This is a genomic window from Paraburkholderia terrae, assembly GCF_002902925.1.
Classification (GTDB): domain Bacteria; phylum Pseudomonadota; class Gammaproteobacteria; order Burkholderiales; family Burkholderiaceae; genus Paraburkholderia; species Paraburkholderia terrae.
Map to the genome: position 1 here is coordinate 1869538 of NZ_CP026111.1, position 13720 is coordinate 1883257.

Sequence of the window (13720 nt, forward strand, 5' to 3'; positions counted from 1 at the left end):
GTGTTGCGCTTCGCGCGCAACACGCCCTTCTCTTTTCACCGGACTCACAAGTGGCACGCGGGCTTAACCCGCTCTGGCTTCGCCCGCGTTTTTCTGCGTCTTCACGGCCGCCGCGCTCTCGATAACCTGCTCGAGCTGCGAGAAATTGACGGGCTTGGTCAGATGCGACGTGAAGCCCGCTTCCAGGCAGCGCCGGATATCCTCGTCGCTCCCGAAACCCGTCAATGCAACGGCAGGCGCATCGTCGCGCTCGCGGAACGCCTTGACGAAGTCGAGGCCCGTACCGTCGGGCAGGCCTACGTCGCTGACGATCAGATCGAAGGTGGCGCTTTGCGTCGCGGCGAGCGCATCGGCCACACGCCCGACGACGGTCACTTCATGGCCGAGCGTGCGCATCAGTTGCGCCATCACTTCGGCCGTGTCTGCGTGGTCCTCGATCAGCAAGATCCCCAGCCCGCCCGCCGGCTGCACGCTCGCTGCCTCGGGCACGACGGGCTCGGCGTGCGGCTCCGCGGCCGTCGGCAGCGTGATCGTGAACGTCGCGCCGCAGTGCGCGCCCGGGCTTTGCGCCGTCACCGTGCCGCCATGCGCGTCCGTCAGCGCCTTGGTGATCGCGAGTCCCAGCCCCAGCCCGCCGAACTGCCGCGACATGTTCTGGCTGCCTTGCTCGAAGGCGTTGAAGAGCTTGCCGATCTGCTCAGGTTCGATGCCGACGCCCGTGTCTTCCACCGATATCTGCACATGCATCCGTTCGTCGCGCGTGCGCACGTAGATATGGCCGCCGTCCGGCGTGAACTTCGCGGCATTGCGGATCAGGTTCCACAGCATCTGCTGTAGACGCGCACGGTCGGCGAGCACGAAATGATGGTGCGCATCCGTGCTGATGTGTACGTCCTGCTGCTTGGTCTGGATCTCGCTACGGAACAGTTCAAGCACACTGTCGATGACTTCATGCACGTCGACCGTTTCCAGCGAGAGCCGCAGCTTGCCGTTCGCGACCCGCGTCAGATCGAGCAGATCGTCGATCAGGCGCGCTTCCAGCTCGACATTCCGGCGAATCATCACGACGCCCGCGCGCACCGGGTCGGGCAGATCCTGCATCATTTCGAGCATGCGCGCGCCCGCCAGCACAGGCGTGAGCGGCGTGCGCAATTCGTGGGACAGCATCGCCAGAAAACGGTCCTTCGCGCGGTTCGCTTCTTCCGCCGCCTGGCGCGCGCCCTGCTCGGACGCAAGCAGACGCTCGCGCTCCTCGATGGCTTCGCGTTGCGAATGGATGTCGGTGCAACTGCCGAACCATTTACTGACGACGCCGCCCGCGTCGCGCATCGCGGCAATGCGCGCGTCGAACCAGCGATACGCGCCGTCGTGGCGGCGGATGCGGAATTCGCTGCGATAGTCGGCGCCGTCGCCGCGCACCGTTCTGAGCCAGCTGCGGCGCGTCTCTTCGCGGTCGTCGGGATGCACGGCGTCGATCCACGCAAGACCCAGCGAACGCGCGCCGTCGAGACCCGTGTACTCAACCCATTGCTTCGACACGAAATCGCAGTCGCCATGGGCATTGCAAGTGAACACGAGGTGCGGCAGCGCCTCCGACAACATCCGGTAATGCGCCTCGCGCTCGCGCAGCAGCAGCGCTTCCGCCGATGCGCGCTGCATCCGCATCTGCGATAGCACGCGTTCGACGGCTTCGGGCAGATAGTCGAGATAGTCGCCCGCTTTCGGCACGACGTCGGAGACGCCCGAACGCAGCGCTTCGATCACGCGGGATTCATCCGTAAAGCCGGTGACGAGAATGGCGGGTATGCGCACGCCTTCGTTGCGCAGGCGCCGGAAAAAGTCGAGCCCCGTCTCCGCGCCGTCGAGCTGATAGTCGAGCACGATCAGATCGGGCGGATTCGCAACGATCGCGCGATGCGCAACCTCGACGCTGCTGCTCAGTTCGACCCGGCAGCCGGCGCGCTCCAGCGACTTGCGCGCAAGACGCAAGATGCCTTCGTCGTCGTCGACGACGAGCACGAGGGCTGCGGGTAGCGTGGTGACGTCTTCTGTCATGCCAGATGATTCAGGTCAATGTAACGGACGAGGGCTGCGGCATTGCTTCGTACACGTCGCGTGAACATTCGTGAAATGCTTTGACGTATCGGCAATTATGCTGCGGGCGCATAGCGCTGTCCCGGCGGCAGCTTCACGACCTGCAGGAAAAAGCCCAGCCGCCGCACGGCTTCGATGAACGCATCGTATTCGACCGGCTTCGTGATGTAGACGTTGCAGCCCAGTTCGTAGCAGCGTTCGATTTCGCGTGGATCATCGGTGGTCGTGAGCACGATGACGGGCATCGACGACGTCGACGGCGATTCCTTCAGCCGCCGCAACACCTCGAAGCCATCGACGCGCGGCATCTTCAGGTCCAGCAGCACCACGTAATTCGCGAGCTCGTCGCGTGTCGGGCGGCCATTGGCGCGGTCGCCGGCGTGCGGCTCGCCGAAGAAATAATCGAGCGCCTCCTGGCCGTCGCCGAAGCGGACAAAACCGTTTGAAATCCCCGCGCGCCGCAGATTGCGCTCGACGAGCGTGGCATGCCCGTCATCGTCCTCGACCAGCACGATGCCGACCGACTTACCGACCGCTTCCCCGTGTGACATGTTCCCTCCGAAGCCCTTGCGCCGCATCTGTTTGATGCGTTGCGCGCGAGCTGCGACTGCGTGAATGGTATGACGCACCGCCGCTATTATGCGGCCGTTGGCTTACGGCTTGCTGCGCCTTTGCGCATGAGCGGCGCTGGCTCTCATGCGTATCGATTGCGCATCAATAGCGCATCGGCTGATCGGGCAGCGTGACGAAGAATGTCGACCCCGCCCCCTCCGCCGATTCGACCCACACACGCCCGCCATGCCGCTCGACTGTGCGCCGCACGAGTGCAAGGCCAATGCCGTCGCCTTGCGCGACATCGCCATGCAGCCGCTGGAACGCGCGAAATACTTTCGACATGTAGGCGGCGGGAATGCCCATTCCATTGTCGCGCACAAAGTAAGTGCGCGTCCTTGGCGCCGACGCGAGCGCGCTTTCTGCGAGCGCGCCATCCAGCGCGCCGACTTCGATGCGCCCCGGCCGCGACGAATCGAGAAAATTGATTGCGTTCGAGAGCAACTGGCTGAACACCTGTTCGATTGCGGACGGATCGCCCCATGCCGTGGGCAGGTCGCGCACGACGACCACGATCTTGCGCTCGTCGATCCGCTTTTGAAGCGCGTCGACGGCACGCGCGACTGCGCGGCCGACGCTCACGCGCTGCCATTGATATTCGAGCCGCCCCGCGCGCGAAATGCGCAACAGCGCTTCGATAATGGCCGCGGCGCGCGTCACCGACGAGCGCACATAGCGCAGCGATTCCTGCACGTCGCCATCGAGCACGTGCGCGAGGCGCTTGTGTTCGACCTCGGGCAGCCGCGCATCGTCGATGGTCGCGCGCAGTTCGTCGCACGAAACCTGCAGTTCCTTCGAGAAACCCTGCATGTTCACCAGCGGCGAACGCAGATCGTGCGACACGCTGTAGATGAACATCTCGTTGTCCTGCGTCTCCCGACGCAGGGTCTCATTGACGCTCGCCAGTTCCGCCGCGCGCACTTGCAGCGACGTCTTGAGCGCGGCCTGTTTCTCGTCTGCCTCGCGCAACAGCGCGCTCGTGCGATTCAACGCGGAATCGAGCGCGGCAATTTCGTCATTGCCCGACAGCGGCGTGGGCAGCGGCTGCCCGCTGGCGAGCCGCTGCGCGTTTTCCGCAAGCACGTCCAGCCGCCGGCCGATACTGCGCGCGAATCCAAATGCCGTGCCCGCCCACAGCAGCATCGAGCCGATCACGGCGCCCACCAACGTCCATTGCTGCCGCTGGCGCGTTTTCGCGAGCGTCGCGTTGCGCTCGACTTCGAGCCGCGATGCTTCGTCGATGAATTCTTTCAACTGCTCGCGAAAGCGCATCACCTGCGCAGGCAACTCGCCGCCTTCGAGCGTGACGAATGGTTTCATCGTTGCGCCCGTACGCATCGACTGCGCGACGGACAGCGCCTGCTGCCGGTAGCTGTCCACTTCGTCACGCATGCGCAGCACGCGCGCGCGCTGCGCGGGCGTATCGACGACGGCCGTTTCAAGCCGCGCGAGCCGGTCGCCGATATCGACCCATGCCGCATGGCGGTCCATGAACGAAGCGTCACCCGCGACGATGCCCGTACGCACGCGAGCGACTTGCCGAAGCACGGGGTTTTCGAGCGCGGTCGCCTGATACAGGATCTGCTTGCTGTCCGACGAGCGCTCGACGGCCCGCGTGGTTTGCGCCTGCATGTCGAAGACGACGCCGAGCAGCGCCAGTTCAATGGCGCTCGGCAACGCGATCAGCAATAGACCTTTGGTGAACAGTTTCATCGATGGCTGGCGCAATGCGGCATGAACGTGCGAGGCAACTGCTTCCCGACATGTGGAACTGACGCGCGCAATCATGAGCGGCGCGCATGCATCATGGCTGTGCGCCGCGCCTTAACGTCGCTGCGCGGCGAGCGCCATTGATATTTTCACTCATGCGCCGCGCCCGTTGACTCGCCGGATCGGCGCAATGTGCGTGAAAGCCGCGCCGCAACTGGGACGCGGCCATTATCGGCGGGCCCAACGGATATTTCAATGCACGCCGAGGAGGGCTTGGCGCACATAAAAATGTCTTTTTTTACGGTGCCGGAAACACGCGCAGCGCGGGTGAGTCTATTATTGAGACCAGATGCACAGGGGATGCGAAAGCGCACGGCGACGCGATTCGGCCTGGTTCGCACGGAACGATGGAGTGAGACAGACGAATCACCGTGTATCCGGCATTTTCGTATGCTATAAAAGATCGACGTGCGGCGCGCGAAGCCGGGAGTGGTCGCATGAGGACGCTGCGTTTCTTGCAATTCTTTTTCAGGCGAGTTTTTATGTCCTTCCCGAAAAAGCGCAGGCGCGCGAAGGTGGACGGCGACGAGTCGTTCCTCGCTGTGCTGCGACACTTCAAGCCCTTCGGTCAGCTCGACACCAAGATTGCGCGCGCCCGCGCGCAAGATGAACCAGTGCTCTACGCGCATGTGCTGCCGGGACTCGATGTCCTGCTATGCAGCGTGCGCGGCGCGCATCCACCGTATCCCGCCGTCGCCGAGTTGCGCAGGCGCTGCATCGAGTCCATTGCGAATGCGCTCGAGCAGCCACTCGACGGACTGGAGAACGGCGGCTACTGGTACGAGGCCGACGGTTTCGGTTTCCTCGTGTTCGCGAGCCGCGCGAGAGCGCGCATCCTGCCCGAGTTTGGCGCGACGCGCACGGCCGCCAGCACGCGGCGCGGCGTACGTCGCCAGGATGCGGCGGGCGACGCGACACCGCGCTCGCTGCGTTGAATCCCGCAGATTACGCGTAGCAATTCACACGAAACACGGCCGCGAAGATTCGCGGCCGTGGTGTTTTTGCGAAGCAATCATTGCGGGTGATGCATCCGCCCCCGCGCGCTCAACTTCCCTCTCAACTTCCCTTATAGTCCGCTGCGTTCGCGGGTCCCGGCAGTGCCGCGCCATTGTTCGGCTTTGCAGGCTGCTTCGACGGCGCCGTTGACGGCGAGACGGCCGACGCGCCCGGCGTCCCCGGCGGCAGCGCCAGAGCCTTGGCCTTTTCGCGCTGTCCCGGCGGCGGCGCCGTCGGATGCTGCGCCTCCATTGCCGCCATCAGCTGCTGACACGGCAAAGGCTTGTTGTTGCTCGGCGCAATCAACGGGATCAGCGCGGCGAACGGATTGATCAGACCGAGCCCGACCATCGCGCCACCGCGCACCGCGAGCGCCGCCGCGTTCACGCCGACGTGCGGGTCCTTGAACGTGCCCTTCACGTAGAGCGGCGAGCGCAGCGAGAAGACGCGGAAGCCCTTCGTGTGCGGATGCACGCCGAGGTCCATCGACTCGTTCTTCAGGTTCACCGTGCCGTCCACGTTGATAACGGCGTCCTGCGTGTCGAGTGCGAACACGCGTGAATCGAGCACGCCGTCCGTCACGACGAAGTCGCCTGCCGCGCAATTGATCTGTACGTCACGATTGCCGAACAGCTTTTCATAGACGACGTTCGCCACGTTCAGCCCTGCCGCTTCCATCAGCAAACGGCTCACTGCGCCATCGGTGACGAGCAGCTTCACTTCGCCGTTCGACGAAGCCGCGAGCGCCGCGGGCGAATTGCCCGTCGCCGACAGCGCGGCGTCGCCGTTGACCTCGCCGAGCGCGTTCTGCATCGTCTTCGCGGTCGGCAGCAACTGCTTGAGCTTCAGATGCCGCGCTTCCGTCGAAACACGCCCCTTGAGCGGCGTGGCGCTGCCGTCGAGATGAATGTTCGACGCGAGCGACCCGCCCGCGACGCCGAACTTCAGCGGCTCGAGCGACAGCACGCCGTCCGTCATCACGACGTGTGTGTAGAGATCGGTGATGGGCAGCGCCGGGTCCTTGATGATGCGGCGGCCCGTGAACTTCACGTTCACGTCGATCGCCTTCCAGCGGTCGGTCTTGAACTCTTCGGTCGGCAGAGCCTTGTCGGACGGCTGGCGCGCGGTGTCGCCGCGTTTCGCCTTGCTCGCGTTGCTGTCCGCGCCGATGATCGGCGCGAGGTCCTTGAACTGCAACAGATTCGAGACAAGCGTGCCTTCGAGCAGCGGACGTGTCGCGCGTTGCGTATAGACGACCGTGCCGTTCACATCGCTGCCACCCACGCGGCCTGTAAAATTTTCATACCGGAACACGCTGGCGCCCTGCTTGAAATTGCCGACCAGATGGCCTTCCGTCGCGTACGGCGGCGTCTCGGGCAGCGTGATGCCCGTCAGGTCATACAGATGATCGAGGCTCGTGCCCTGCAGCCACAGACGCAGATCGACGGCGGCGAGATGCGCGGGATCGGTAACGGTGCCGACCAGCGCGATACGCAGATCGCCCGCCTTCACGTCGGCCTGCACGGGGAACGGTCGGGATGTGTCCTGCAACGCAAGCACGCCGCCGAGCTTGCCGCTGCCCGATATGGGCGAGCGGTTGTAGGTGCCCTTCACGGTCCAGCCGATACCGTATTGCGGTGAGTTCGTGCTCTGCGCGACGGGCGAGCCTGTCGCGCTCGCGGGCACGCCGGACGCGGCCACTACGCTCGATGCGCCCACGCCAGCCGTCGCCACCGGTACGGACGCGCCCGACGCAACAGGCACGCCAGGCGCCACTGCAGACGCACCCGACGCCTCGGAAGCGGCGACCGCCTTCGCCTGCGCGGTCAGTTGCTTCGCGCCCTGCTTGCCGACGACTTCCGCCGACGACCTGCGCGACGCCTCTTCCTGTTGCTTCATCGCTTCGCCGATCGGAATTGGCTGGCCGAGCGTATCGACGACGGCCTGCATGTCGATCTTTTTCTGCTGGTCCGAAAGCGCGATATTGCCTTTGTTCAGCCGGATGTCGTGCAAATCGAGCTTCCACTCGGACGGTCCCGCCGACGATTTCAGCTTGAACGTCCAGTTGTTGCGTCCGTCGAGGAGCCGTTCGAGATCGACGGATGGATTCACGACATTGATCGCCGGGATCACGATGTCGTGCGCGAGCAGCGGCAGCACTTTCACCTGGAAGTCGATTTCATCGAGCGTTGCGAAGTGCTTCTGTTTGGTCCAGTCGGGATTGGCGATCGTGATGTTCTGCGCCGAGAAGCGCGGCCACGGCACCCACGAGCGCCATCCCGTCTCGCCAACGGGATGGCGCCAACCTACCTTCAGATCGCCTTCGATGGCAAACGGCCGGCCGATTGCTTCACTGACCTTGTCGTTCACATAGGGCCGCGCGCGGTTCCAGTCGAACGTCAGAATAAAAACCGCCAGCGCAACGATCAGGATCGCCAGCACCGCGAACAGCCACGCGAGGGTCTTGCCGATTGTCTTGCGGACGGATATGCCAGTCGAGTGCAGCACAGCCATGAGCGCTCCGAGAAATACCTGCGTCATTCGTTTGCGCAGCACGTGCTGTGCCCGCGTGTACGCTTCGTTATGATGATGCGCTGCGACAGATTCCAACATGCCATGCCCCACGACACGAATATAGCGGACGCACCCCTCGTCCACGCGCAAGACCTTGTGCGGCGCGACGCGACGCGCGGCCAGACGTTGCTGCATGCCACCAGCATCGCCATCCACGCGGGCGAGCGGATTGCGATCACCGGTCCGTCCGGGTCGGGCAAAAGCGTGTTCATGCGCGCGCTCGCGCTGCTCGATCCACTCGATAGCGGCGAGGTGCTGTGGCGCGGCAAGCGCATTGCACGCGCGACGATCCCGCGCTACCGACGCCACGTCGCCTACATTCGTCAGCGGCCCGCGTTGCTCGACGGCACCGTCGAAGACAATCTGCGTTATCCGTACACGCTGCGCGCGTATCGCGACGTCCGCTTCGACCGCGCGCAGGCTGCCGCGCTCGCGTCACAGGCGGGACGTGCGAGCGACTTTCTCGAACGTTTTGCGAGCGAGCTGTCGGGCGGCGAAGCGCAGATCGCCGCGTTGATCCGCGTCCTGCAGCTCGCGCCGGACGTGCTGCTGCTCGACGAACCGACGGCTTCGCTCGATCCCGAATCCGCGCTGGCGATCGAAGGCCTGGTGCGCGCATGGTTCGATGCCGCGCCGCAGGTGCGCGCATGGTTGTGGGTGTCGCACGATCCGGCGCAAGCGGCGCGCGTGAGCAACCGTCATCTGACGATGCGCGCCGGCGTGCTCGACGACGCACAGCGCAATATGCCGGATACGTCCGATACGTCCGCGCACACCGGGGAGACGCCGCGATGACCTTGCAGAACCTGAGCCTCTGGGACGTCGCGCTCGCGGCGCTGCTGATCGTGGTGAACGGCGCGGTATCCGTTCTGCTCAAGCTCGATCTCGAACGCAAGCTCGCGTGGGCGGCCGTGCGCACCGTCGTCCAGTTGCTCGCGATCGGCTATGTGCTTGCGTGGGTGTTCGCGTACGCCCGCTGGTACGTCGTGCTGCCGTTGATGATCGCGATGACGCTGATCGCGGGCTTCGCGGGCGCGGGACGCGGCTCGCGCACGTATGCCGGACAGCGCGTCGACAGCATCCTGTCGATCTGGGCGAGCGCGTGGCTCGTCGCGGCCGTTGGATTGTTTGCCGTGATCCGCATTCGACCGTGGTACGAGCCGCAATATGCGATTCCGATTCTCGGGATGATTCTCGGCAATACGCTGACGGGCGTGTCGCTAGGCATCGAACGGATGACGGAGGAACTGACGGCGCGCCGCGACCGCGTCGACATGGCGCTCGCGCTTGGCGCGACGCGTTGGGAAGCCGCGCAGGGACCGGCCCGTCAGGCGGTGCGTGCCGGCATGATTCCGACGCTGAACCAGATGGCCGTGGTCGGCGTCGTGAGTCTGCCGGGGATGATGACGGGCCAGGTGCTCGCCGGGCAATCGCCGCTGCAGGCCGTGCGCTATCAGATCGTGATCATGTTTCTGATCGCGGCATCGTCAGCGCTGGGGACCGTGGGCGCCGTGCTGCTGACGTATCGGCGGCTGTTTTCGCCGGAGCACCGGTTTCTGGCGTCGCGGCTTGTCGAGCGGCGCTCGAAACGCTGACGTGCAGCGCCAGGCGCGCGCCGTGATCGATGCATGCACATCGTATGCAATTCAGTCGATATGCATGGCTTGCGATACCGACTCCGATTCTCAAACGCTAGCGTCACCGTTTGGCCGAGACGGCCACCTGCGAGCCGTCGGTGAGTGTTAGCGTCTTCGTGGTGCCGTTGGTCGGCATGGTGAAGCGCAGCACCTGACTGACGCTCGCGTAGTTCGGGCACTTGAGCGACTTGCCGTTGTTCGACACGGCCTTCGTTCCCTTCGGCGTTTGCGCCTGGAAGTTCATCTGCACGGTCGCGGTGCCGTCCTTGGCGACGACGGGTGCGAAGCGGATCTGCGTCTGACGGATCATGGCGCCGTTCGTATCGAGCGGCAGCGACGACAGGCCCGGGCAGTCGCCATCGGCTGCGACGGGGCCGCCGGGCGGCACGGTTTTCCAGGTGAAGTCGTCCGATTCGCCGGAACGGATGGTGCGGGTTTCCTGCGAATTGCCGAACTGCTTCGACGTGACCTTGACCGTATAGCGGATGGGGCCGTCCGTGGCCGCCTGCGACGTCACGGTGATGGGTGTCGCCGCGTGCGCCGGTGCCGGCAATGCGGCGAGCGCAAGCGTTGCGCATGCGATAGAAGCGACAACAGAAACGGCGGGAAGTTTGACGCTGATGCTCATACTGTCACCTCGTTGTTGTGCTGCCGCGCGGTGCCATGCAGGTGCGATCGCGCTGGCCGCGCGTGGCGGTTTTTTTGCATGTTGCACGGGAAGTCTAACGCCAAGTGGTTGGCGTGGAGTTTGGTTTGGGCTGGGATTAACCCGGGGATGGGGTGGATTTTTTTTGCGCTGCCGCGCGGTGGGGTGTTTGGCTGCGCATGCCTTGTCGGTGTGGTTTAGCTTTTGTGCTGGCATTTCTCGCGTTGGCGCCTGCGCGGCGCGGGTGGTTTTTTTGAGTTTGTGATGGCGTTTGCAGGGCGGTGTTTTGCTGCGCAAGCCGGTTTGGTTTTTTTGCCTTTTCGCTGGCATCCGCGATTCGTTAGCGTGCTTCAGGCGTTGCCCCTGTGCGGGGCGGCACCTACTTTTCTTTGCCGCCGCAAAGAAAAGTAGGCAAAAGAAAGCGGCTCACACCGCTAATTCTTGTGTTTGCCTGAGGGCCCCCAAAGGGTCTTACGCTTCACACGACAATCACGTGACCCATCTTCGTTGCCAACGCTCTTGCGATACGCCTCACCCGCTTCACGCACCCGCGCTGCACCATGCCGTGCCAGATATTCCACGGCCGCCCAGGTGGCAAACTGTGTGTAGGTTGTCGCGTCGCACAGGGTAGCGCTCTTACAGGGTTGAACGCCTGCGCTATCGGTCCGAAGTGAGGCATGTGAGGCACTACGGCCTACACACAGTTTGCCACCTGGGCGGCACATACCGTTCGCTGCCGCTTGCCCGGGTACGGGCATTCGAAGCGGGTGAGGCGTTCATTCGAAGCGTTGGCAACCAGCACCGACCAGGGCACTGCCGTGTGAAGCGTGGGGACGTTGAGGGCCCGTGGATAAGAACACGGGCTGGCGGTGTGAGCCGCTTTCTTTTGCCTACTTTTCTTTGCGGCGGCAAAGAAAAGTAGGTGCCGCCCCGCACAGGGGCGACGCTTGAAGCACGGAGGCATGGCGCGGATGCCAGCGCAAAAGCAAAACAACCAAACCGCGTGCGCAGCAAACCCCGCCTCGCAAAGGCAAAAAAACCAAAACGGCTTGTGCAGCAAACACCACCCCGCGGATGCCAGCGCAAAGCCAAATAAACCAAACAGCGTGCGCAGCAAAACACCGCCTCGCGAAGGCATAAAAAACCAAACCGCAGGCGCCATCGCCCCGCGTCGCAGACGAAAAACCAAATAACCAGAAAAACAAAAAATCAAAACCCACTCAGTACGAGTTTCCCAATTGCCCGCCCCTCTTCCAGCATCTGATGCGCGCGCCGCAAATTCCCCGCATTGATCTTGCCAAGATCCTCACCCACAGTCGTCCGCAATGTCCCAGCATCAATCAACCGCGCAACCTCAGTCAGCAGCTTATGCTGCTCAATCATATCGGGCGTCCCGAACATCGACCGCGTGAACATGAACTCCCAATGAAACGCGGCGCTCTTCGCCTTCAGAAGCTCAACGGGAACAGGCCTCGCATTCTCGACAATCGTCGCAATCCCGCCCTGCGGCTTGATCACTGCAGCAGCAGCCGGAAAATGCCGATCAGTGTCGTTGAACATCAACACATAATCGACCTGCTCAAAACCGATCTGTTTCAACTGCGCAGGCATATCGCCAAAATGATCGACGATATGATCCGCGCCCAACTCCTTCGCCCATTTCGCCGATTCCGGCCGCGACGCCGTCGCGATCACGGTCAGCTTCGCCAGTTGCTTCGCAAGCTGAATGCCAATCGAGCCAACCCCGCCCGCGCCGCCGATAATCAGCACCGACTTGCCCGCATCCGCGCCCTGCGGCGACACGCCAAGCCGGTCAAACATCGCTTCCCACGCGGTGATCGCCGTCAACGGCAACGCGGCTGCATGCGTGAAATCCAGCGTCGCCGGCTTGCGGCCGACAATGCGCTCATCAACCAGATGAAACTCGCTGTTCGCGCCCGGCCGCGTGATGCTGCCCGCGTAGAACACAGGATCGCCCACCTTGAACAGCGTCACGTCCGGCCCGACGGCTTCGACCGTGCCCGCCGCGTCCCAGCCGAGCACGCGCGGCGTCTTCTCGACCGTCTCCTTCGGCGCGCGCACCTTGGTATCCACCGGGTTCACGGAAATCGCCTCCACCTTCACGAGAATGTCGTGGCCGGCCGGCTGCGGCTTGTCGAGTTCGATGTCGATAAGCGACTCGGGATTGTCGATGGGGAGATAACGGGTCAGGCCAATCGCTTTCATGACAACTCCTTGATTCGTGTGACGTTTTTCCAGAGATTTCGAAGACAACGGCGGGCAACGCATCTGAAACACCGCGCCAATCGCGTTGACTCTACTGTAGGAAATTCTTTACGCTGCGAAAACCAACATAATGACTGAAACATCTTCTGGAATTTCCGAATAATCAATGGATCCGATTCCCCAGGCGTCACCCGATGAACGCGACCGCCTCGATCTGCTCGACGTCGCGCTGTTCGTGCGCGCCGCGTTGCTCGCCAACGTATCCGCGGCGGGACGCGAATTCGGGTTGTCACCCGCCGTCGCGAGCGCCCGTATCGCCAGTCTCGAACGGCTGCTGGGCGCGCGACTGCTGCACCGGACCACGCGCCGCGTCAGCCTCACGCAGGAAGGCGAAGTCTTCATGACGCGTGCCGAAACGCTGCTCGACGCGGCCGCCGCCGCGCGCGCGTCAGTTGGACGCGGCCAGGCCGAGCCGCAGGGACGGCTGCGCGTGTCGATGCCGTCGTCGTTCGGACGGCAACATGTGTCACCGGTGATCACGCAGTTTCTGCGCCGCTATCCGGGCGTGAGCGTCGATCTGCGGCTCACCGACAAGATCGTCGATCTCGTCGATGCCGGCGTCGATGTCGGCATCCGGCTCGGCGCGCTGAAGGACTCGACGCTCATCGCGCGACGGATCGCGGCGAACCGGCGTGTGATCTGCTGCGCGCCGTCGTATCTGAAAGAGCACGGCACGCCGCATCATCCGTCCGATCTCGCGCAGCACGAATGCGTGATCCTCTCCGATCAGCGCGACTGGTCGTTCGTCACGCCAGCGGGACCGTTGACCGTGCGCGTCGGCGGGCGCCTGGCGACGGATAACGGCGAAGTGATCCGCGACGCGTTGCTGGCGGGATTCGGCATCGCGTTGAAATCGACGTGGGATGTCGCGCCATATTTGCGCAGCGGCGAACTGGTGACGGTGCTCGACGCGTATCCACTCGGGGAAACGGTCGCGATCTGGGCTGTCTATCCGTCGCGCGCGTTCGTACCGCCGAAAACGGTCGCGTTCATCGACTTCCTCGCCGCGCATTTCGGTGATCCGCCCTACTGGGACATCGAGCGGGACCGCGAGGCGAGCTAAGGCGCGCTACCGTAATGTCGTTGCCGTGCCCGTTGCGCGCGT

General features: G+C 63.8%; 10 protein-coding genes. 4 read left to right on the forward strand and 6 right to left on the reverse strand.

Going from position 1 to position 13720, the window contains the following annotated elements; translation table 11 throughout:
• Positions 1–63: 63 nt before the first annotated feature.
• From C2L65_RS08365 to C2L65_RS08375, 3 genes are all read right to left on the reverse strand, one after another.
• Complete coding sequence (locus C2L65_RS08365; protein ID WP_042312240.1) at positions 64–2055, reverse strand: hybrid sensor histidine kinase/response regulator; 1992 nt, start codon at positions 2053–2055, stop codon at positions 64–66.
• A 95-nt stretch (positions 2056–2150) separates the two neighbouring features.
• Positions 2151–2645 (reverse strand): response regulator, encoded by a 495-nt coding sequence (locus C2L65_RS08370; protein WP_042312301.1) that lies wholly within the window; start codon positions 2643–2645, stop codon positions 2151–2153.
• A gap of 163 nt (positions 2646–2808) precedes the next feature.
• On the reverse strand, positions 2809–4419 hold the full coding sequence (locus C2L65_RS08375; RefSeq protein ID WP_042312238.1) for a sensor histidine kinase: 1611 nt from the start codon (positions 4417–4419) through the stop codon (positions 2809–2811).
• 494 nt (positions 4420–4913) lie between these two features.
• Here C2L65_RS08375 and C2L65_RS08380 point away from each other — a divergent pair, with 494 nt between their 5' ends.
• Positions 4914–5411 carry a hypothetical protein gene (locus C2L65_RS08380; protein WP_007750376.1) on the forward strand — a complete coding sequence of 166 codons (498 nt, stop codon included), beginning with the start codon at positions 4914–4916 and terminating at the stop codon, positions 5409–5411.
• A gap of 121 nt (positions 5412–5532) precedes the next feature.
• Here the strand turns inward: C2L65_RS08380 and C2L65_RS08385 are convergent, their stop codons facing one another.
• The gene (locus C2L65_RS08385) at positions 5533–7986 is read right to left on the reverse strand and encodes an AsmA family protein (protein ID WP_042312299.1); all 2454 of its coding nucleotides are present in this window, start codon (positions 7984–7986) and stop codon (positions 5533–5535) included.
• Positions 7987–8106: 120 nt separating this feature from the next.
• Between C2L65_RS08385 and C2L65_RS08390 the strand changes: the two genes are divergently transcribed.
• Positions 8107–8841, forward strand: a complete 735-nt coding sequence (locus C2L65_RS08390) for an ABC transporter ATP-binding protein (protein WP_042312296.1) — start codon at positions 8107–8109, stop codon at positions 8839–8841.
• The gene (locus C2L65_RS08395) at positions 8838–9641 is read left to right on the forward strand and encodes an ABC transporter permease (protein WP_007585855.1); all 804 of its coding nucleotides are present in this window, start codon (positions 8838–8840) and stop codon (positions 9639–9641) included. Before C2L65_RS08390 ends, C2L65_RS08395 begins: the two co-directional genes overlap by 4 nt.
• A gap of 103 nt (positions 9642–9744) precedes the next feature.
• Here the strand turns inward: C2L65_RS08395 and C2L65_RS08400 are convergent, their stop codons facing one another.
• Together C2L65_RS08400 and C2L65_RS08405 are read right to left on the reverse strand one after the other, a co-directional pair.
• Positions 9745–10311, reverse strand: a complete 567-nt coding sequence (locus C2L65_RS08400; protein ID WP_042312235.1) for a DUF6013 family protein — start codon at positions 10309–10311, stop codon at positions 9745–9747.
• Between the two features lie 1227 nt (positions 10312–11538).
• Entirely contained in the window at positions 11539–12555 is a 1017-nt protein-coding gene (locus C2L65_RS08405) for a zinc-binding alcohol dehydrogenase family protein (RefSeq protein ID WP_042312232.1), read from the reverse strand.
• 166 nt (positions 12556–12721) lie between these two features.
• On the opposite strand from C2L65_RS08405, the gene C2L65_RS08410 reads away from it, so the two are divergent.
• Positions 12722–13678, forward strand: coding sequence for a LysR family transcriptional regulator (locus C2L65_RS08410; RefSeq protein ID WP_042312231.1), 957 nt, complete (start codon positions 12722–12724; stop codon positions 13676–13678).
• Positions 13679–13720 lie beyond the last annotated feature (42 nt).

Bases quoted from the DNA above. Each gene is read 5' to 3' on its own strand.
- C2L65_RS08405 (WP_042312232.1), bottom strand. From the start codon at position 12,555: ATGAAAGCGATTGGCCTGACCCGTTATCTCCCCATCGACAATCCCGAG.
- C2L65_RS08375 (WP_042312238.1), bottom strand. From the start codon at position 4,419: ATGAAACTGTTCACCAAAGGTCTATTGCTGATCGCGTTGCCGAGCGCC.
- C2L65_RS08410 (WP_042312231.1), top strand. From the start codon at position 12,722: ATGGATCCGATTCCCCAGGCGTCACCCGATGAACGCGACCGCCTCGAT.
- C2L65_RS08380 (WP_007750376.1), top strand. From the start codon at position 4,914: ATGAGGACGCTGCGTTTCTTGCAATTCTTTTTCAGGCGAGTTTTTATG.
- C2L65_RS08370 (WP_042312301.1), bottom strand. From the start codon at position 2,645: ATGTCACACGGGGAAGCGGTCGGTAAGTCGGTCGGCATCGTGCTGGTC.
- C2L65_RS08365 (WP_042312240.1), bottom strand. From the start codon at position 2,055: ATGACAGAAGACGTCACCACGCTACCCGCAGCCCTCGTGCTCGTCGTC.
- C2L65_RS08400 (WP_042312235.1), bottom strand. From the start codon at position 10,311: ATGAGCATCAGCGTCAAACTTCCCGCCGTTTCTGTTGTCGCTTCTATC.
- C2L65_RS08385 (WP_042312299.1), bottom strand. From the start codon at position 7,986: ATGGCTGTGCTGCACTCGACTGGCATATCCGTCCGCAAGACAATCGGC.
- C2L65_RS08395 (WP_007585855.1), top strand. From the start codon at position 8,838: ATGACCTTGCAGAACCTGAGCCTCTGGGACGTCGCGCTCGCGGCGCTG.